This window comes from Pedobacter nutrimenti, assembly GCF_003208655.1.
Lineage (GTDB): Bacteria > Bacteroidota > Bacteroidia > Sphingobacteriales > Sphingobacteriaceae > Pedobacter > Pedobacter nutrimenti.
On the sequence record NZ_QKLU01000001.1, the window covers coordinates 996,773 to 1,016,795 of the forward strand.

The 20,023-nt window shown below is 42.9% G+C and carries 20 protein-coding genes; 17 read left to right on the top strand and 3 right to left on the bottom strand.

What is annotated here, in order from left to right:
• Positions 1-52 precede the first annotated feature (52 nt).
• The 11 genes from B0O44_RS04190 to B0O44_RS04240 all read left to right on the top strand — a co-directional run bounded on the left by B0O44_RS04190 (position 53) and on the right by B0O44_RS04240 (position 10,793).
• Positions 53-1,117, top strand: a complete 1,065-nt coding sequence (locus B0O44_RS04190; RefSeq protein ID WP_170123267.1) for a helix-turn-helix domain-containing protein — start codon at positions 53-55, stop codon at positions 1,115-1,117.
• Positions 1,118-1,182: 65 nt separating this feature from the next.
• Positions 1,183-2,655 (top strand): serine hydrolase, encoded by a 1,473-nt coding sequence (locus tag B0O44_RS04195; protein WP_110827409.1) that lies wholly within the window; start codon positions 1,183-1,185, stop codon positions 2,653-2,655.
• Between the two features lie 46 nt (positions 2,656-2,701).
• Entirely contained in the window at positions 2,702-3,073 is a 372-nt protein-coding gene (locus tag B0O44_RS25170) for a hypothetical protein (RefSeq protein WP_245943577.1), read from the top strand.
• Between the two features lie 192 nt (positions 3,074-3,265).
• Positions 3,266-4,054, top strand: coding sequence for an MbnP family protein (locus tag B0O44_RS04205; protein WP_110827410.1), 789 nt, complete (start codon positions 3,266-3,268; stop codon positions 4,052-4,054).
• Positions 4,055-4,059: 5 nt separating this feature from the next.
• Positions 4,060-5,157, top strand: a complete 1,098-nt coding sequence (locus B0O44_RS04210) for a cytochrome-c peroxidase (protein WP_110827411.1) — start codon at positions 4,060-4,062, stop codon at positions 5,155-5,157.
• Positions 5,154-6,002, top strand: a complete 849-nt coding sequence (locus B0O44_RS04215) for an MbnP family protein (RefSeq protein WP_110827412.1) — start codon at positions 5,154-5,156, stop codon at positions 6,000-6,002. The genes B0O44_RS04210 and B0O44_RS04215 overlap by 4 nt, the downstream gene beginning before the upstream one ends.
• Positions 6,003-6,006: 4 nt before the next feature.
• Positions 6,007-7,053 carry a cytochrome-c peroxidase gene (locus tag B0O44_RS04220; RefSeq protein ID WP_110827413.1) on the top strand — a complete coding sequence of 349 codons (1,047 nt, stop codon included), beginning with the start codon at positions 6,007-6,009 and terminating at the stop codon, positions 7,051-7,053.
• 2 nt (positions 7,054-7,055) lie between these two features.
• On the top strand, positions 7,056-7,979 hold the full coding sequence (locus B0O44_RS04225) for a transporter (RefSeq protein ID WP_110827414.1): 924 nt from the start codon (positions 7,056-7,058) through the stop codon (positions 7,977-7,979).
• A gap of 100 nt (positions 7,980-8,079) precedes the next feature.
• On the top strand, positions 8,080-8,703 hold the full coding sequence (locus B0O44_RS04230) for an ABC transporter ATP-binding protein (protein WP_110827415.1): 624 nt from the start codon (positions 8,080-8,082) through the stop codon (positions 8,701-8,703).
• Between the two features lie 4 nt (positions 8,704-8,707).
• Complete coding sequence (locus tag B0O44_RS04235; protein ID WP_110827416.1) at positions 8,708-9,835, top strand: hypothetical protein; 1,128 nt, start codon at positions 8,708-8,710, stop codon at positions 9,833-9,835.
• Positions 9,836-9,881: 46 nt separating this feature from the next.
• Positions 9,882-10,793 carry a phosphotransferase family protein gene (locus B0O44_RS04240; RefSeq protein ID WP_110827417.1) on the top strand — a complete coding sequence of 304 codons (912 nt, stop codon included), beginning with the start codon at positions 9,882-9,884 and terminating at the stop codon, positions 10,791-10,793.
• 3 nt (positions 10,794-10,796) lie between these two features.
• On the opposite strand, the gene B0O44_RS04245 is transcribed toward B0O44_RS04240, so the two are convergent.
• Positions 10,797-11,249, bottom strand: a complete 453-nt coding sequence (locus B0O44_RS04245) for a low affinity iron permease family protein (protein WP_110827418.1) — start codon at positions 11,247-11,249, stop codon at positions 10,797-10,799.
• A gap of 328 nt (positions 11,250-11,577) precedes the next feature.
• On the opposite strand from B0O44_RS04245, the gene B0O44_RS04250 reads away from it, so the two are divergent.
• Together B0O44_RS04250 and B0O44_RS04255 are read left to right on the top strand one after the other, a co-directional pair.
• Positions 11,578-12,030, top strand: coding sequence for a DUF4783 domain-containing protein (locus B0O44_RS04250; RefSeq protein ID WP_110827419.1), 453 nt, complete (start codon positions 11,578-11,580; stop codon positions 12,028-12,030).
• Positions 12,031-12,169: 139 nt separating this feature from the next.
• Positions 12,170-12,949 (top strand): murein L,D-transpeptidase catalytic domain family protein, encoded by a 780-nt coding sequence (locus B0O44_RS04255; protein WP_110827420.1) that lies wholly within the window; start codon positions 12,170-12,172, stop codon positions 12,947-12,949.
• A 6-nt stretch (positions 12,950-12,955) separates the two neighbouring features.
• Here the strand turns inward: B0O44_RS04255 and B0O44_RS04260 are convergent, their stop codons facing one another.
• Positions 12,956-13,369: a hypothetical protein gene (locus B0O44_RS04260; protein WP_146229768.1), complete on the bottom strand. Its 414-nt coding sequence runs from the start codon at positions 13,367-13,369 to the stop codon at positions 12,956-12,958.
• Between the two features lie 456 nt (positions 13,370-13,825).
• Between B0O44_RS04260 and B0O44_RS04265 the strand changes: the two genes are divergently transcribed.
• The 4 genes from B0O44_RS04265 (at position 13,826) to B0O44_RS04280 (ending at position 17,502) form a co-directional block, all read left to right on the top strand.
• Complete coding sequence (locus tag B0O44_RS04265; protein WP_110827422.1) at positions 13,826-15,091, top strand: alkaline phosphatase family protein; 1,266 nt, start codon at positions 13,826-13,828, stop codon at positions 15,089-15,091.
• A 134-nt stretch (positions 15,092-15,225) separates the two neighbouring features.
• Positions 15,226-15,687 carry a CPBP family intramembrane glutamic endopeptidase gene (locus tag B0O44_RS04270; protein WP_110827423.1) on the top strand — a complete coding sequence of 154 codons (462 nt, stop codon included), beginning with the start codon at positions 15,226-15,228 and terminating at the stop codon, positions 15,685-15,687.
• A 52-nt stretch (positions 15,688-15,739) separates the two neighbouring features.
• Positions 15,740-16,987, top strand: coding sequence for a cation:proton antiporter (locus B0O44_RS04275; protein ID WP_110827424.1), 1,248 nt, complete (start codon positions 15,740-15,742; stop codon positions 16,985-16,987).
• A gap of 86 nt (positions 16,988-17,073) precedes the next feature.
• Positions 17,074-17,502 carry an SRPBCC family protein gene (locus tag B0O44_RS04280; RefSeq protein ID WP_110827425.1) on the top strand — a complete coding sequence of 143 codons (429 nt, stop codon included), beginning with the start codon at positions 17,074-17,076 and terminating at the stop codon, positions 17,500-17,502.
• 51 nt (positions 17,503-17,553) lie between these two features.
• Here B0O44_RS04280 and B0O44_RS04285 read toward each other — a convergent pair whose 3' ends face one another.
• Positions 17,554-19,935, bottom strand: a complete 2,382-nt coding sequence (locus tag B0O44_RS04285; RefSeq protein ID WP_110827426.1) for an ABC transporter permease — start codon at positions 19,933-19,935, stop codon at positions 17,554-17,556.
• Between the last annotated feature and the right edge of the window lie 88 nt (positions 19,936-20,023).

Consider the following 20,023-nt stretch of genomic DNA (forward strand, 5'->3'; position numbering starts at 1 on the left):
GGTGTTTGCAATGATATTAGCCTCTGCATTTCAAGGCTTAATCTGTGCTTTAATGCTGTTCAGATCTGCGGCACAGCATCCCGAAAACCGGTTTTTAGGGGCTATGATCCTGTTGCTTGCTTTGGCCAGTTTTAATATGTTTCTGCTGCAGCAAAACTGGACAACCGGCTGGCAAAAAGTTGGGGATGTGCTTCCCCTTGTTATTTTTATGCCTGTCGGGCCACTTTTCTTCTTTTATGTAAAAAAAAGCCTCTGGCCCGATTTCCGGTTCCAGGTAAAAAAGAGGCTCCACTTTGCCCCGGTCGTTTTGGATTTGTTTCCTTATATGCTGGCTTTGGCTTATCACCTGGGTTTAGCCGGAAATAATAAAACAGCTACTTTTACTTTTATCGATTCCTATAATGCTTATATAGATTTTCCCCGCTGGCTGAGCATCTCTATTTATCTTCTCCTATCATGGAAACTGCTTCGGCAAGACCACAAAAGCTGTTCAGTGGTCCGGATAAAAAATCTCCGGAAATTTGTAATTGCAATGACTGCATTTCAAACCATATGGCTAATTTTTCTGGTTCCCTACCTCCTGCCAGGGATTGGTTTGGTCTTTCCACTAACTTTAGGCTGGTCTTTTGTCTATCTTCCAATGGCAGTAGTTATTTACTGGCTGGGTATAAAAGCCTATTCCTTATCCATACAGCCCCACCTGCCCGCTGCTCCAAAGATTTCGGGGATGCAGCTTGATGCGGAAGTCACCGGGCATGCCATAAATCAGCTTAAACAAGCCATGGATAAAGATCAGCTTTTTCTAAACCCCGTCCTTAACCTTCAAATGGTGATCACACATACCGGTTTGTCCCAAAAAGTGATTTCCCATGTGCTTAATCACAATTTACATAAAAGCTTTAATGAATTTGTTAATGAATACAGGATCAATGCTTTCAAACAAATGCTGGAAATATCAGCCATAGAACAATTTACCTTAGGTGGCATTGCCATGCAATGCGGTTTTAATTCCCAGGCAACTTTTCAGCGGACATTTAAACAGTTCACAGGTGTAACGCCCACAGCCTACTTACAGGCACAGGCGTCCATAAATAGAAAAAGTATTGCTCAAATCTAGATTTGAGCAATACTTGCGCACTAAATTTTATTTAAATTCAGAATGTTTGTAAAAAACGAAATCATATGTACAAACACTTTCTCCTGTCCCTGTTTTTTTTATCTGGCTTTTTATTTTCCGGGATGGCCCAAAGCCCGGCCGAGCAGCGAATTCAAAAAGTTGAAAACGGTCTGTCCGGCACAATTGTATCTTCAGCAGATGGAAATCAAAATACATTTTCTATTCAGCAGCGCATGCAAAAATGGAAGGTAAACGGCTTAAGTGTAGCGGTCATTGATAAAGGGAATATTGCCTGGGCCAAAGCTTATGGCCTTAGAGATTCGGCCCAACCCAATGCGCCGGTCGATACGACCACCCTTTTTCAATGCGCTTCTATTGGCAAAGTCATTACCGCGGTACTTGCCATGCACCTGATAGAAGAACAAAAAATTGGACTGGATGAAGATGTCAACACAAAACTGCTGCATTGGAAAATTCCTGAGAATGATTTGACAGACAAAAAAAAAGTAACCTTAAGAATGCTGCTTTCGCATTCCGCAGGCCTGTCAGATGATTATGGTTTTGAAGGTTATCAACCAGGAAAAGTGCTCCCCAATCTTAAGGAGATCCTGGAGGCAACAGCTCCTGCAAACAACCGCAAAAAAATAAAGGTAACCCAGGTTCCCGGCACCACCGAACGTTATTCCGGGGCGGGATATATGATTATCCAGCAACTTATAGAAGACCTGACCGGGTTCCCCTATGCAACCTATGCAGAACAAATACTGTTTAAACCTTTGGGTATGAAGCACACCACCTATTCTTTTTATCCAGACACTGAAAAAGGACTGACTATTGCCAGGGGGCATCATGATAACGGTCAGGCCGATCCCAAACGCAAATACAATGTTTATCCTGAATCGGCTGCAGCAGGCCCCTGGACCACTCCCTCCGATTTGGCCAGATTAATTATGGCCATCCAGCAGTCAAAGGAAGGAAAACCCGGGGCAATATTGAAGCAAACATTGATCAAACAGATGCTCCAGCCGCAAATCAATTCTATGGGCCTGGGGCTTCCCCTTAAAGGGTCCAAAACAGTTGCAGGTTTCTGGCATGCCGGGAACAACGCAGGGTATACCGGAATGTTGTTTGCCATGACAGAGAGCGGACAAGGCGCGGTCGTGCTGACCAATTCCAATTCAGGAGAATGGATGGCACTCGAAGTAATCCGGAGCATTGCCAATGCCTATCACTGGCCCTTAACCATGACCATTTACGCGCAGCCAATTCCTCAGCCCGAAAGGTATTGCGGAACCTACGAGCTTCCGGATAAAAGCGGACTTCTGCTCAGTTCCTCCGGTCAGGAACTCTATTTTAAGAAAACCGGAAGTAACAAAAACTTCAGGCTTTATCGCATTTCGGACGGAACTTTTCATATTCAGGAAAAACCGGATAACTTAAGTTTCGAATTTCAGCAAAGCTCAGATGGCCGGATAACCGGGCTGACAATGTACGAAAACGGCGGGAGTACCGTTCCCCTGCAAAAATCAAATAATTAGCCTAAAAATTGCCCCCTGACGAATAAATCAATACCTTTGCCGCTAAATGTTAAACCGTTTAGTTGCACTTACACTTTTAGTCGCGCTGATAAGCTCCAACTTATCGAGGTTTTTCATTTATGCCGGTTTTCAGGCCAATCAGAAATTTATTGCTGCCAGCCTTTGTGAAAATAAGTCAAGGCCCTGGATGCATTGTAACGGTCGTTGCTACCTGATGAAAAAATTAAAACAGGCGGAAGAAAAAGAAAAAAAGCAGGAACGTTCTGAACAGAAAAACCGTTTTCAGGAAGTATTGCCCTCATCGGCCCCACTTCTTTCTGCGGCACAACCTGCCGTTCTGCTTTCCTATCCTCCTTATTCATCTGAAAATCCGGTAAACCGATCCTTCTCCATATTTCACCCACCTCAAACAGTGTAATTTCCCTCAAGGCAAATGCTGCGTCTGCCGCTGTTTACACAGCGGAAAGTGTATACTTATGTCTTCATTTTTCAATTCAAAAGGAGAATTAGGAACAAATAAGGCTCCTGAAATCACATATACCATAAAAACCAGCTGGCCCGCCCCTAAAATGTGGGTCCGGCCAGTGGGCTTATTTTAAAATTTCATTACATGAAAAAAATTTTATCAGCAATAGCTGTAATGGCATTGCTGTGCACAGCCTGCACAAAAAACAACGATCCAGTTTTAAATGAACAACCTACAGCAGCGGGTCAGCTTAGCCTTACTTTTGATGCAGTACTGGGCAGCAATGACTTTGCACTGAACAAAGATTTTCTACTATCCGGAAAAACCTGGAACTTCAGCCAGTTGAGGTACTGGGTCAGCAATGTGGTGCTGATCAACAGCAAAAACGAAGAATACGCCGTTCCAAATGCTTATTTTCTAATCGAAGAAAACAATGCCGCAGAAACCAACAGTGCTTTTCTATATCCGGCCAATAAAAGAGAAGAAGTTTTGCTCAATGGTATTCCGGCAGGCGACTACAAAAGCCTTAAATTTTCGGTGGGCGTGCCCGAAAAATACAACAATAACCTAAGCTTGCAGGCCGGGGAACTTTCGCAGCTGAACGGTATGACCAACGTTTCCTGGATGTGGGCCACCAGCTATATTTTTTCCTCCCTCAAAGGAAAAGTAACGGAGGGTCCGGCAAGTGTAAAGTTTGCTGTGGAGACTGGTCTGAACAGTAATTTTAAAACCATTAAACTGGATCTGCCTGCTGTTCTGCGTATTTCTTCAGCCAAAACAAGCAGCATTTTACTCCAGGCCGATGTCACAAAAGTAAGCGAAGGCCTGGACCTCATGAGCAGTCCTGTTGTGGGTGCCCAACAGGCCAGTGCAATGAGTACAGTAGCAGAAAATTATGCCTCAAAGGTCTTTACGGTAAAATCTGTTAAATAAAACCAATGAAGGGGAGCGCAAAGGGTACTTTAGTTTTGCTGTGTGTGGTTTTACTATCCGGTTCCTGCAAAAGGCAGGAACCGGACTTGATTCCAGAGGAATTTAAGCTGCATGCCATGCAGATTGAAGTTCCTGAGGGTTTTCCTGCTATAGAACCTGCAGAGGAGAACCCCTTAACAGAAGAAGGTGTAGCCCTTGGGCGGCTCCTTTTTTACGACGTCCGCCTTTCGGGGAACAACCGGATTTCCTGTGCCTCCTGCCATGATCCGGCCCTGGCTTTCAGTGACGGTGTTGCATTGAGTGCCATTGGAGCTTCTGGAGAACAGCTGCACCGCCACGCGCCGGCACTGATTAACCTGGCCTGGGCAAAAAATGGCTTGTTTTGGGACGGTGGCGCAAGCAATCTGGAATCCCAGGCTTTTGCCCCCCTGAGCAGCCCCGATGAAATGTACCAGAACCTCACAGAACTGGAACATGAGCTCAAACAGGTACCCGATTATGTTAACAGGTTTAAACAGGTATTTCAGGCAGAAATCAAATCTGTTTATGTGGTCAAAGCACTCGCTCAATTTGAAAGGACCCTGGTTTCAGCAAAGTCCAGGTACGACCGTTACCAGCGGAAAGCGCCTGGGGTATCCTTTAGCCCAGAAGAAAGCCTGGGCTTGTCTTTGGTAAACCTTAAATGCCGCTCCTGTCATTCCGGTGAACTTTTCACGGACAACAATTACCACAACAACGGCCTTGATCAGGACTTCAGCAACACGCAGTTTGAAGGGCTGTATCAAGGACGTTACCGCATCAGCTACCAGCTTTCGGATTTGGGAAAATACAAAACCCCTACCCTAAGGAATGTGCTTAGAACAGCACCTTACATGCACGACGGCAGGTTATCCACTATAGAAGAGGTCCTGGACCATTATGAGCATGGCGTAAAAACCTACATGACTACCGATCCCTTGCTCAACCAGTGGGACGGAAAACCCGGCATTCCCCTGTCCAGCGCTGAGAAAAAAGCCATTATTGCTTTTCTAGGGACACTCACAGAACCAGAGTTCGGTATCAATCAAAAAATGAACAATCCATTTAATCATTTCAAAAAATGAATCAAAAATTTAACATCCGCAACTGGGCACTTTGCCTGGTTTTATCACTTGGTCTTTTAAGCTGCTCGAAAAAAGAAGAGCAGGCACCGGGCTTTGCAGAAAACAACCTGGCCCCATTGGCCATAGAATTTGACAACATTGTCGCAGACCGTACTTTTTCAGTGAACAACCCCATTTATACAAACGCAGCAGGTGAAAAATTCAGCATCAGCATGCTCCAGTATTTCATCAGTAACATCAAAGTCAGTACGGCCGATGGAAAAACCTACACTGTAAAACAAGACAGCAGCTATTTTCTAATCAATGGTACGGACCGCTCTACCCGTTTTGCAAAAGTCAGGGTCCCTGAGGCCGATTACACCAAACTCACCTTTACCCTTGGAGTGGACAGTTTAAGGAGCACCATGCCCATCGATCAGCGCAAAGGCGTCCTTGATCCGGCAGCCGGGGGAAGCCACGAGGCCGGCGGCATGTACTGGGGCTGGAATGCCGGTTATATTTTTTTCAAATTTGAAGGCAATTCAGCAGTCATTTCCGACGATGTAAACGGTGACCCTACGGGCAAAAAGCAATTCAAATATCATATAGGCGGATTTGGAGGCTACAGCGCCCCGACCATCAACAACCTAAAAACGATCACCATAGACCTCCATACAGCGGGTATTGCAAAAGTCAGAAAAGAAAGGTTTAGCAACATCCATCTTTTTGTAGACATTATGAAGGTATTCAATGGCAAAAACAGCTTTAGCATCGCTACACATCCTAATGTAATGTTCAGTGAGTACAGTGTCGGCATCGCCACCAATTTAACAGAAATGTTCAGGCACGACCATACCGAAAATTAAGCTTATGAATAAGAAACACTGGATGGTAATGGGCCTGCTTGGCCTGTTCATCCTGGCCTGTAAAAAAGACAAGCCACTGCCCGAGCAGATCATTACTTTTCTGGGCTTTGTAAAACCGGTCAACTTCCCCGATCCGGTCTACAATTTTGCAAACAACAAGCCAACTAAAGCGGGTGTAGAACTGGGCAGGGCCTTGTTTTATGAACCAAGGCTTTCCAGAAACAACACCATCAGCTGTGGCTCCTGTCACATCCAGTCTTCTGCCTTTACCCAGCATGGACACGATGTCAGCCACGGAATTGACGACCGTTTGGGGACCAGAAATTCCCCTCCCATTATGAACCTGGCCTGGAACAAGGCATTTATGTGGGGTGGCGGTGTCTATGACCTGGACCTGCAGCCGATCGTTCCCATTACCACCCATGAAGAAATGGATGAGAAACTGGACAATGTCATGAATAAATTAAAGCAACTTCCAAAATACACGTCCATGTTCAAGGCGGCTTTTGGTTCTGAGGAAATCAATACCTCCAGGTTCATGAAAGCTTTATCCCAGTTTATGCTCCTATGCATCAGCAGCAATTCCAAATACGACAAAGTAATGCGTAAGGAAGGCGGGCAGACTTTTAGCCCTGCTGAACAGGAAGGTTATGTGCTTTTTAAAAACAAATGTGCCTCCTGTCATAGCGAGCCCCTGTTTACAGATGGCTCCTTTCGCAACAATGGCCTGGCGCCCAGTGCCATCAATGACCTGGGTTTATATACCGCTACCCTACAGGAAACAGACCGTTATAAGTTTAAAGTACCTTCTTTAAGAAACCTGCAGTACACTGCACCTTATATGCATGATGGCCGTTTTCTGAGTTTATCGGGCGTGCTGGACCATTACCGCTCGGAAGTTCAGGCCACGGCAAACCTGGACCCTTTGCTTCAGAAAGAAAGCCGCAGGGGGCTGGCCCTTTCTGAAGATGAAAAAACAAAATTACTCGCATTCCTTTCAACCCTGAACGACGAGGAGTTTATTAAAAATCCACTTTTAGCAGAACAATAGCCATGAAAAAAATTACCATCAGCTTTTTTATCCTTTTTCTGTCTTTTTTATCCGTAAAGGCCTGTGACATTTGCGGATGTGGCGTTGGCAGTTATTACCTGGGCATCTTACCTGAATTCAACAAAAGGTTCATTGGCTTACGTTACCAGCACAAAAGTCTGAGGACCCATTTGGGTCCTTTTGGAGAAAACACGCCTTTAACCGCTCAGGAAACTTATCAAAGTGCAGAAATCTGGGGCGGCTGGAACATTGGCAATAAGTTCAGGGTCCTGGCCTTTATTCCTTATAATTTTAACCAGCGCAGCAGTCAGACGGGAACAGGAACAAAAAATGGTTTGGGTGATGTGGCCCTGATGGGCTATTATAAACTCTTTGACCATAAAAGCACCGTTGCCGACCGTTTGCTGGTCCAGTCTTTATGGATTGGTGCGGGTATAAAATTGCCTTCAGGAAAGTACGAGCCTTCTGAACGGCTTGCAGTACAGGAATCCCCCAATAATTTCCAGCTTGGAACGGCAAGTACAGATTTCACGCTGAATGCCGCTTATGATGTTCGTTATAACGACCTGGGCTTAAATGCCAATGTCAATTACAAGATCAATACAGCAAACAAATATGCCTATCGTTACGGCAATAAACTCAGTGCCAACGTACTGGCCTATTACAAATTCCGCTTAGGCGAAGGCATAACTGTTGCCCCCAATACCGGTGTGTTGTATGAAACGGCTACTAAAGATGTGGAAGACAAAAAATACAATGTCGCTGTATCCGGGGGCTATTCCCTTTCCCTGGTTGCAGGCTTTGAGATGAGTATAAAAAGAATGTCTTTTGGGGCAAATTACCAGAACGTCAGGGCGCAGGATCTGGCTGGTGGGCGGGCTTATGCCGGGAACCGGATTATGGTGCATACCTCCATTGCTTTTTAAATGCCTATGTAACATTTAAAGTGCAGCAGCTTCTAATAATGATAAGCTTCAGTTTCTTTGCTTATCATTATTAGTTCATGTTCAGATAAAACAAAATTATATGCTGCACTTCAGACATTTTCACAAATCTTATGGCCGGCATACTGTACTAAGTATTGAAAGCAAAACCATATCCCCTGGCATTTACTGGGTTAAAGGGACCAATGGTTCGGGAAAAAGTACTTTACTCAAATCTATTGCGGGCTTCCTTTTTTTTGAGGGAGAAATTCACCTCAACAACATCAGTTTAAAAAAAAACAGCGTCACTTATCGTAAAATCGTCAATTTTGCAGATGCTGAGCCCGTTTTTCCGGATTTTATGACCGGAAGGGAAATGATTGATCTTTTTGTTAAGGCCAAAGGCGGACCAAGGGGGCAGGAAACCTATTTTATAGAAAGTATGCGCATGGCTCCCTATCTTAACGAACCTTTAGGCACCTATTCCAGCGGAATGCTCAAAAAGCTTTCTTTGCTGCTGGCCTTTTTAGGAAATCCGACGCTAATCCTTTTAGATGAACCCCTGATCACGATAGATACCGAATCTTTGAGCGTATTGTACGACTGGATCAGGCTCATGGAACGGGAACAAAAAACCACCTTTCTATTGTCTTCACACCAGGCATTGGACCCTTATGCTTTAGCCGGTGCAAAAGAATTATTCGTAAAGGACCAAACCCTGTCTTAATCCAATGAGCTCCAAACCACTGACAAAAACACTAATGAAAACATTTGCTGCTGGTTTTTATCAGGCAAATGCCGCGATGCTGATCTTCCTGTTTGGCACTGTGGTCATTTATTGTTTTTTCATCAATACCCTTGGCGCAGTTCCCAGCTGGGCATTTACCATCTGGAATCTGGTGATCACTTTAACTTTAGTGAGCAATCCAATGATCATGGGGATTTTTTTCCTGCTTTGTTTTTTTTATGGCTTAAAAAGCCTGCGATATGTATCCGCTCAGCTTAAACTGGGTCAATACCTGTTTCTATATTACAGCAGCAGCAGCTTTCCGTTAGGGGCACAATTTAAAACCTGGTTCCTGGTTCAATTCAAAATTTTTCTCCCGCTTTATATCTACTCTTTTTTTGCTTTACTGATCGGTTTTAATTTCGGTCATTATTTAATCCCGGTGCTGATCCTGCTGTACTTACTTATTTTAAATGCCGTACTTTCTCTTTTGTATGTCCGCATGGTCAACCGCCTGGCTCCTGTTTCTGATAAAAATCTTTTCCGGCTGTTGACCCATACATGGCCTAAACCTCTTTTCTGCCTTTATACCTTCCAGGTGTTCAATAGGTCAAAATTAAGTTATTTGCTCACCAAGGGCATTTCATGGCTGTGTATTACGGCAATGTTTTCCTTGTTTACCGATGCAAAAGATCCTTTGGTCCTGGCGGCAGCCATTATGCTCTCTATGGTCACTGCACATCTGATCCTGCTGTATAATGAATATCGTTTTAATGAAACCCAATTGTATTTTCACTATAATTTTCCCTGCAGTAAAGTGGAATTATTTTTTGGTTTTACCCTCAATTATCTATTGTTAATGCTCCCTGAAGTGGTCTGGTTCATAAAAACATATAGTTTCGCATCCCTGGCTTTGCTTTGTTTCGGTCTGGCCCTGCTTTGTCTGTTCAGGAGTTTACTGTGCTATACCGGATTGAACATAAAAAAATACCTTGTCTTTATCTTTCTGTTGTTTAATGTCATTTTTCTACTGATTTTAAGCCAGTTCACCTGGATACTGGTCCCTTTTATTTTTCTGGCGGCCTACCTGATCTACAGCAGAAATTATTTAAATAAAATTTTACTAAATTGATTCCAGGCAATTTTAAAATACTGGCTTTCAAATTGTTTTATCCGGCATGCATATCAACAGCAAAAAACTTAAAGAATTTCTTCATCAAAAATTTGAACAGGTCGAAAACATCGAGCATATTGCCGATGGCTGGTGGTCCCAGGCCTTTAAATTTGAGCATGGCAAAAAAGCATTTGTCATCCGGATCAGTAAACACCTGATGGATTTCCAGAAAGACATTTTTGCGTACCGGAATTTTAACAGCCCTGAAATCCCTGTCCCTGAAATTATGGAAACGGGCCATTTTTCTGAGCAGCTCTATTATTGTATTTCTGCCTTTTATCCTGGTACGCCTTCTGACCAGACCGATCTTGATGCCCATCCTGCTCTTGGATCAGAAATTTTAAAACCCCTTGAACAGATCCATCGGCTGGATACATCGGCTTTTAGAGGTTGGGGATTTACTAATGAGCAGGGAAATGGTTTGTTTGAAAGCTGGGAAGCTTATTTATCTGCTATTCATAACTACAAATATCCGGTTTGCTGGAAAGAACTGGCTAAAAATACCTGGCTGGATGCCGAATTGTTTAAAAAACTCATCCGGCAAATGGAGGATCTTTACCCTTATCTGCCAAAGGAAAAACAAGTGCTGCATGGTGATTATGGATTTGACAACATCCTGATCAATAAGAACTATCAGGTCACTATGGTACTGGATTGGGCGGAGATGCTTCTGGGAGATGCACTTTATGATTTAATCCATATGAATGAACCCTGGATAAAAGATTCAGGACAAATCGATTACCTTTCGGCCTGGTTAAAAGAAAAAGAATCCCAAAAAATTGAAGTGCGAAACCTTCACGAAAGAATACGTTGTTATCAAATCCACTATACCTTATTTCACCTCCACATTCATACCTCCAGAAAAGAAGAAGAAGACTATCACCAAATCGCTTCCTGGGCAAAGAAGCATTTCTAACAATCAGGGTTTGGTGCTCTTTTGTTTCTCTTTTTCCTGTTGCTGGGCTTTATCAATGGAATGCGATTTGTGAATGTCATTGTCCTTTTCGGCCTGCGCAGAAAGTGCAGCATAATATTTGTGAAGCACATCCAGCTCCAGTTCGGTGAGGTCTTCTATATCGACCATTCTGTTGCTGGCATACCTGCTTGCCGCAATCAGCTCATTTAACTTCAACTGTATGGCTTTTCCATCTTTGTTCTGAGATTTTTGAATTAAAAAGACCATCAGGAAGGTAATTATCGTTGTACCGGTATTAATCACCAGTTGCCAGGTATCTGAATAATGAAATATCGGACCTGAAATGGCCCAGATCAGGATAACGGAAGCTGCGATACCAAAGGCTGCAGAACTGCCGGTCCAGCAGGTAATTTTATCGGCTATCCGTTCAAAACGGTTTTCCTTTTTTCTTTTCATGGCGCTCTATTGATTTCAGGTTTATACCAACTGTTTTACAAGATTTAATAAGACTGGCCTTTAGTCGCCCGGCCAGGTTTTGAAGTTTAACAAAGCCGGCAGTCTTTTGTTTTCCCTCCTATTGGCAAATGATCCGGCTGATCTGGCGGAGTATTGAAAACTGAGGGTTAAAAAAGTTATGATGTAGCGTTTTACCTGCCTTCGGCGTTTTATAAATAAAACAGATTGGTTGCGGCAGTAATTTTATCTGAAATATAATACGGGATCTGATTAGGTCTTACAATTATTATTCTGCATATTTAATATTAATTTTTTATAAAATCCGGCCATGAGTACTTTCCATTTCTATAAAAAAACAGTGTTAAAAGCAATCCTGGTTTTAGTTGCACTGCTTCCTTTTTGTTTTGTCGCTACTGCTGCCGGCTTGTCTATTTCTGAGGCTAAGTCTATCGCTCCGGGGCCCTTCGAAGAAGTGACCAATGCCATTCGCAAGGGCGATGCGGAAAGCTTATCACGTTATCTTGACCAAAATATAGAGATCACCATTTCCGGTACCTCCAACGCTTATACTAAAGCAAAGGCAAAGGCGCTGCTGATCGATTTTTTTGCCAAAAACCAGGTAAAATCCTTTGAACTGATCCACCAGGGCCAGGGAGGAGGAGGTTCCCGTTATGGCGTTGGTACGTTGAACACATCCACAGGCCCGGTGAGGCTTTCCTTTTTTCTGCAAAATAAAGATGGCAGTATGGTGCTCAATGAACTGCGTTTCGAAGGCAAATAGCCAGTGTATCTTTGATTTCTGTTTGATCAAAATGACGGCAATAAACTGTCGGGCAACAATTTAACATAAAAACCTCCGTTAATACTGTATAACTTTGGGGATTAAAGTTTAAACAACACACAAATTTTTATTGTTTACAATGAGAAAAAGCCTTTTTGGAATAGCCTGGTTATTGATGTTTTTGTGTTCTGCAGCAACAATAGCCTGGAAACCTGTGGTGCAGGAACAGACTCAATTTCATGCCTTTGAAGACACTTTGTACCATAATTATGTAAAAAATATTTACGACAGTGCCGGTCTTGCCGGCTATGGACTGGAGCTTGGTGTTTTCGAAAAAGCAATGACGGGTTACCTGAATTTAAAAAATTCAGGACAGCTGAGCCTAAGCAAACCTGTTTTAAGCATTGTTGATTTTGATCAAAGCAGCACCAGGAAACGCCTGTGGATCATTGACCTTGAAAAAAAAGAATTGCTGATGAATACCTGGGTAGCCCATGGTCAGCGCAGCGGTGCAGATGTGGCGACCAGTTTCTCCAATAACAACAATTCCCTGCAAAGCAGTGTGGGTTTTTACGTTACCGCGGAAACTTATTACGGGCAGCATGGAATTTCATTAAAACTTGATGGAATGGACGAAGGGTTCAATTCAAATGCCCGCAGCAGGTCTATTGTCGTTCATGGAGCAGCCTATGTGGGCCAGCAAAGCATTCAGGTATTGGGGCGACTGGGGCGCAGTCAGGGATGTCCGGCTGTTCCTGCCGAACTTGCAGGCAGTATTATTCATACCATTCAGGGAAAAACCGTTTTATTTATTAATGCAAACGATGGGAAATACAGTTCCAGATATTTAAATGAACACCAGGCCGCTATGCTGGCGATGAATACCGCTTCAATGACAAAAGTAGCGGATAGTGTTTAACCGGCCTTACAAATCCAGCCTATAGCGAAGCGTAAGCCCAAAACCACCTGGTCTGAACTCCAGGCTACGCAATAGATTTAGTTCGGGTTTCCAATCAACTGCAATCATTACAGGATATTGAGGAAAAGTATACTCAAGGCCTGCAATTGCCTGGGTACCGAAAAACGCTTTACTGCCAAACCTGGCATAAGCACCGGCGCCTAAAAATGCCTGTAAAGGCATATCCTCTATTCCAAAATGTTTTTCTACCAGCAAGGCTATTCCCCCGGGGCCAGAAAAACTGAGCATTCCAGAAACGGCCAGTTTGGGCGCGATAAAATACCTCGCGGTTACAGAAGTACCAATATTGGCATTGCCCAGGCCCAGACGGAAGCCAGCATCAATATGATGACCAGGCTCTTGCGCAAAAGACCTGTTCATTAAAAACAATAAAAAGAAGGGTAAGATTTTAAAAGATTTAACCAGCATAGCAATTTAACAGCATAAAAATAGAACCGCCCGCCCACAGTTTAGTGCAGTCATAGGAAATCGGGCGGAGCGGTTCTGGGCACATTTAATATTACACTAAGAATATGGGCACCACCCCATATGCTTCAAAAACATCATTTCAAAACTAAACATTTCGTTCAAAGCCTTTTGAAACATTATACCAACTCCTCCCGATATTCTACAAAAGTCCAATTTCAAAGCTATGTTCCTAAAGGTCACCCAAAACCATCGGTTCTTTTTAAATGCTATTGAGCAGTTCAGCTTACGCACAGAGCTGTTTGAAACAAAGAGCAGAATATAATACAGTGATAACTATAATTTTACACTGGCGCAAGAATTTTGCCTGCTGTTAGTTCAGTTGGAATTTAAACTTATCCATGACCAGGAATGAAATACTTATTAAACACCATAGCGACCCTCCTTTTTGTGAGCTGCAGCGCAAGCAGCCTTATGGCACAGCAAGACACGATCCAATATGTCGTTCCTGGCCGGACCAACAGCCTTGAACAACAGCACAAACCTTATGTAATCTTAATTTCAGCCGACGGTTTCAGGTATGATTACGCCAAAAGATACCAGGCAAATCATCTGCTCGAATTAAGCAGTAAGGGCGTCACGGCAGCAGCTATGCTTCCCTCCTTCCCCTCTGTCACCTTTCCCAATCACTATACGTTGGTTACCGGGCTGTATCCCTCCCATCATGGTTTGGTTTCCAATACCTTTTACGATCCTAAGCGGAATGAAAAATACAATATGAGTGCAAAAGATAAAGTCCGCGATGGCAGCTGGTATGGTGGAACTCCCTTGTGGGTATTGGCCGAACAACAGCAAATGTTAAGTGCAAGTATGTTTTGGGTAGGTTCAGAAGCCGATATTAAACAGGTAAGGCCGACCTATTATTACAATTACAATGACCATCTTCCGCTTTCACAAAGAATCAAAACCGTTCAGGACTGGCTTAACCTCCCCCAGGAAACACGGCCACACCTGATTACCTTTTATCTTTCAGAAACAGATCATGCGGGCCATAGCTATGGGCCCCTTTCCAAAGAAACCCAGCAGGCGGTAAAGACTGTAGACTCTGTTGTTTACCAGCTGACAGAAGCGGTTAAAAGTACGGGCCTTGCCGTAAACTTTATTTTTGTTTCCGACCATGGCATGACCGCCGTAGATACTGCACATCCCTTGCCTGTTCCTTCCATTATTGACCCCGAAAAATTCAGGGTCATTTCTTCAGGAACCATGCTGGACATCCGGGCTAAAAACCCATTGGACATTCCCGGCCTGTACCAGCAGTTGAAAGAAAATGCCCAGGACTTTCAGGTTTATCTCAAAACTGACATGCCTGAACATTTTCATTATGGTGTCAAAGACGATGTTTACAACCGGATCGGAGATATTTTACTGTTTTCCAACTGGCCTAAGGTTTTTTCAGCCAAAAAACCTGGCCTGGGCTACCATGGCTTTGATCCACAGGAGGTGAAAGACATGCAGGCCACTTTTATGGCCTGGGGACCGGCTTTTAAAACTGGGTTAAAAATAGACACCTTTGAAAACGTTCAGGTTTATCCCCTGATTGCAAAACTCCTTGGACTTTCCCTTAATGAAAAAATTGACGGAACCTTGCAGACATTAGGCCCTGTTTTAAGATAAAAAAGACACTGAAATTTTCATAAAATTAAAATATTATACGAAACCTTATAAAAAAAAGACAAAAGTTATTTTGACTTATCCTCATTCTTAAAACCAGGTGCTATCTTTAATCGTCAAATAAAGAAGCGCACTCCATGGGTATTCTGTCACCAAGCCAGGACATTAAATCATTCCGTTTGTTTGGAATATGTTTTTTTCTCATTGTCTTAAATGGCTATTTTTTCCAGTTCATGGCCAGTTGTTTTTTTCCTGAGCTTCAGGGTGCACCATTTACAGAAAAAGACAGTAAAATATTTGTACTGGCGGCCGGTTGCCTGTTTGGTCCTTTGCTGGAAACCTTGCTCTTTCAGGTATTGCCAAACCAAATTTTAACCCGGACCGGTATAAACAACATCTATGTGCTCTGGATTTTTCCGGCACTCCTTTTTGGTGCTTTCCACCATTACAATTTGCTTTACATCACAAGTGCATCCTTAGGTGGATTGATTTTCAACTATTTATACTTAAAAAGCAAATCAAATCCCAAACATGCTTTTCTATCTGTAGCCCTGCTGCACAGTCTGTATAATTTATATGGCTTTCTTCTTGTAAAGTGATTTTGTATTTTGCACAAGTCGAAATACATTTTATCATTTAAGCCCCTGTTTCATGGAATTATATTATTCTTTTTCTGTACTGATTGTCCTCGCTTCTTTTTTTGCTTATTTAAACCTCAGGTACTTAAAGTTACCCTCTACAATCGGTATTATGATTATTGCCATGGTGACGTCCATTTTAATGGTGGTTACCGGAAATTTATTTCCAAAAACTTTTGGACATTTTTCGACCCTGCTCCAGGACGTAGACTTTACCGAAGTGCTGATGGGCGCCATGTTAAATTTTCTGCTGTTCGCCGGTGCAATTCACATCAACCTGAAAGACCTTAGGGAACAAAGGGGCCCTGTGATTATCTTTTCTACGGTAAGTGTCGTCATTTCAACTTTTGCAATTGGTTTTATCCTGTTCTATACCGCTCCGCTGCTTGGTATCGAATTGCCATTTATATTTTGCCTTTTATTTGGCGCCTTGATTTCCCCTACCGACCCTATTGCCGTGATGGGTGTTTTAAAAGAAGCTAAAGTCCGTAAATCATTGGAAACCAAAGTAGCTGGCGAATCTCTTTTTAATGATGGTGTGGCTGTAGTTATTTTTGCTGTTATCCTTCAGCTTGCAGAAGGCAGTGCAGTAGACGTTTCTTTTGGTCATATTTCCTGGCTGTTGGTTAAGGAAGCGGCAGGTGGCTTTTTACTCGGTGCTTTACTGGGGCTTGGCGCTTCCAATGCCATGCGAAAAATTGACGACTATAAGGTATCGGTACTCATTACCCTTTCGGTGGTTATGGGCGGTTACCTGATTGCCCATGCCATGCACATTTCGGGCCCGCTAACCATGGTTGCCGCAGGAATTGTGATTGGAAATTACGGAAAAAGGACTGCCATGTCGGATACCACTAAAGATTACCTCAATAAATTCTGGGAGCTGATTGATGAGATCCTCAATGCAATCCTTTTTCTTTTTATCGGTTTTGAACTGCTGATTATCCAAAATGTGACCACCTACTGGCAAATCGGTCTGGTGAGTATTCTCATTGTTCTGTTTGCGCGTTTCATCTCTATTTATATTCCGGTCATCCTGATCCCTTTTAAAAATAAATTCAGCAATGGCACCATTAAGGTATTGGTTTGGGGAGGACTCAGGGGCGGTGTATCTATTGCCCTGGTGCTTTCCATGAATGAAGGTCCTTACAAGTCTATATTGGTGGCCGTGACCTATTTTGTAGTGGTCTTTTCTATTATTGTACAGGGCCTGACTGTAGGCAAAGTTGCAACAAGGGTCCTCTCCAAAGAAGAGGAATAATCCCCCCTAGATTGTCGCATTCACCCAGCTTCTTTTTCAAATGGCAGCCGTATATTTACAGAAACTAAAAGAACAATTGAAAAACTATGGAAACATCCGAAAAAACAGTAATAACTATTGAAGCTACGGTAAACGCTCCTGTAGAAAAGGTTTGGGAATACTGGAATGCACCGGCACACATTACCCAGTGGAGCTATGCATCAGAAGACTGGCATACCCCATACGCCGAAAATGACCTGCGCACCGGTGGTGCCTTTAAATCGACTATGGCTGCTAAAGATGGCAGCATGAGTTTCGATTTCGGCGGAATTTATGATGAGGTTCAGCAGCACCACAGCATTAAGTATACCCTTGGCGATGCCAGAAAGGTGGAGATTCTATTTGAGCCCAATGGAAATTCAACTAAAATCACTGAAAGTTTTGAAGCAGAGTCTACAAATCCGGTAGAAATGCAACAGGGCGGCTGGCAGGCCATTCTGAATAATTTTAAAAAATACGCAGAATCTAAGATCTAAACTATAATCCTAAAAAAGGCCTGATGATCATCAGGCCTTTTTTAGGATTAATTATTCATATTTAAGTGCATCCACCGCATTCGCTTTGGCAACTTTAAAGCTTTGCAGGCTCACTGTAAGTAAAGCAATGGTCAAAGACATCAGGGCTGCCAATGCAAAAGGCATGGCAGAAACCGAAATTTTATAATCGTAACTCTTCAACCAGTTGGTCACCAAAATAAAAGCAACCGGGAAGGCAATGAGGTTGGAAAGAAATACGAGTTTAATGAAATCCGTGTTCAGTAAAATCAAAATACTTTTAAGATCTGCACCCAGTACTTTTCGGATACTGATTTCTTTTTTGCGCTGTTCGGCCATATACAAGGCCAGCCCCAGTAGTCCCAGACAGGAAATAAAAATGGCGAATCCGCCAAAGAAATTTGACAAAACACTCAAAAGTCTTTCTGCTTCAAGTTTACCGGATAGGTCTGCATTCACAAAGGACAATTCAACCGGATATTCAGGATTAAGACTTTGACAAATGTCTTTGATCTTGTTAATAGAAGCGCTTAAGTTCTGAGCAGGATTTAACCTTAAAAGCAGGGTTTTATTATCCGACTTACTGTAATAAAAGAATGTAGGCGGTGATTTAAGCCCCAGGTTTTCATTGGAATAATTTTTCAGCACCCCGACAATGGTTAAAGGCGGGTTGTTATCACCCAATCGGACCTGTATGCCCACCGGGTCTTTTATACCCATTTTATCTGCCAGCGCCTGGTTGATCAAAATGGAGCTCGAGGTATCTGCAACGAATTTTGGAGAAAAGTCCCTTCCCTTTACAATTTCTGCACCTATGGTTGAGCTAAATTCATAACCTATACTTCTGTAATTAATAACAGAGTTGTCGTTCTTTTCTTTGCCAGGCCAGCTAAAATCACCTGTAATGGAACCATCCTTTGTAAATCCCTGGGCAAATTCCGAAGAAGAGCTAATGGCACCGGATTTTTTCAGTTCATCTTTTAACAATTCCAGTTTCGCCGGTTTTTTCCATTCTCCTTCCAAATCCATTTGTACAAGGTTATCCGGTGCAAAACCCAGGGGCTTGTTCTTCATGTATTGGGTTTGGGTGTAAACAATAATGGCACAGATGATCATACAAATAGACAAACTGAACTGCAACACCACTAAAATTTTACGGACTGGCAAGGACGATTTCCCGGTGCCTATAGGACCTTTCAAAACCTTCACAGGTATAAAGGAAGACAGATAAAAAGCAGGGTAACTTCCGGCCAGAAATCCTGTTAGTAAAATTAACCCTGCCAAAACCATCCAAATCTGATAAGATCCATAACTAATGCTCATGGAAATATTCAGTAAATTATTAAAGTATGGCAGCGCCAGTTCCAGCAGTCCAAAAGCGAGCAATACCGCCATCATCGAAATCACCATGGATTCTAAAATAAACTGACCAACCAGTGTTTGCCTTCTGGATCCCAATGCTTTACGTATCCCTACTTCACGGGCCCGTTTTTCGGACCTTGCGGTAGAAAGGTTCATGTAGTTTATGCAGGCAATCAGCAAAACACAAAACGCGAGGAATAAAAACAATCTGACCTGGTCGATTCTTCCTCCTGTTACCTTACCATTAGAAAAATCGTTATAGAGATGAAATTTAGTCAGAGGGAACAAAAAAGCCTCTAGTTGTGTGTTAGGGTCATTTGATTTAATAATTTTTCGTAAAGCCGCATCTGCAGCATCAAACTGGTTTTTGTCTTTGAGTTTAAAAAAAGTCCAGCAGGTGATGGTTCCCCAGCCACGGTTTTTTATTTCAGGGTGTTCCTGTTCATAGAATGACCAGCTCAGTAAAGCATCATATTGTATGCTCTGGTTTTTGGGCTGATCTTTGACCACCGCACTCACCTTGAGCAGTTTTCTTCTGTCAAATTTAAGGGTCTGTCCCAATGGGTTTTCATTTCCGAACAGCTTCTTCGCTGTAGATTCCGTTAACACGACGGACTCCGGGGTGCTTAAAGCCGATTTGGCATCACCGTAAACATAATCATAGTTAAAAACCTGAAGAAAGGAAGGATCGACGCTAGGCGCGTTCAGTTTAAAATTCTGATGTTCATGGCTAAACAGCTTGTTGTCCTCGCCACTCATGGCCATTCTTGTCGCATTTTCAATGGCTGGGATGCTTTGCCGGGCCGCGTCCGAAAGTTTATCCGGATTGGCAATCGTGGTGGCAATCCGGCCGTTAATGTTCAGGTTTATTCTCGAAACATAAATCCGGTCTTTATCCTTAAACTGCTTATCATAACTCCACTCATAATTGACATACAGCAATAACAATAAACAACAGGCCATCCCTAAAGCCAGTCCGCCAATATTAATGAAAGAGAAACCCAGGTTTTTTCTAAGGTTCCTTAGCGCAATTTTAAGATTGATTAAAAACATAAATGTGAATTTACATTGGGAAGTCGAATAACGTGCCAGCTCAAAAATAAAGTAAAAAAGTGCATCTATTGCCTAAAAACTTAATCAG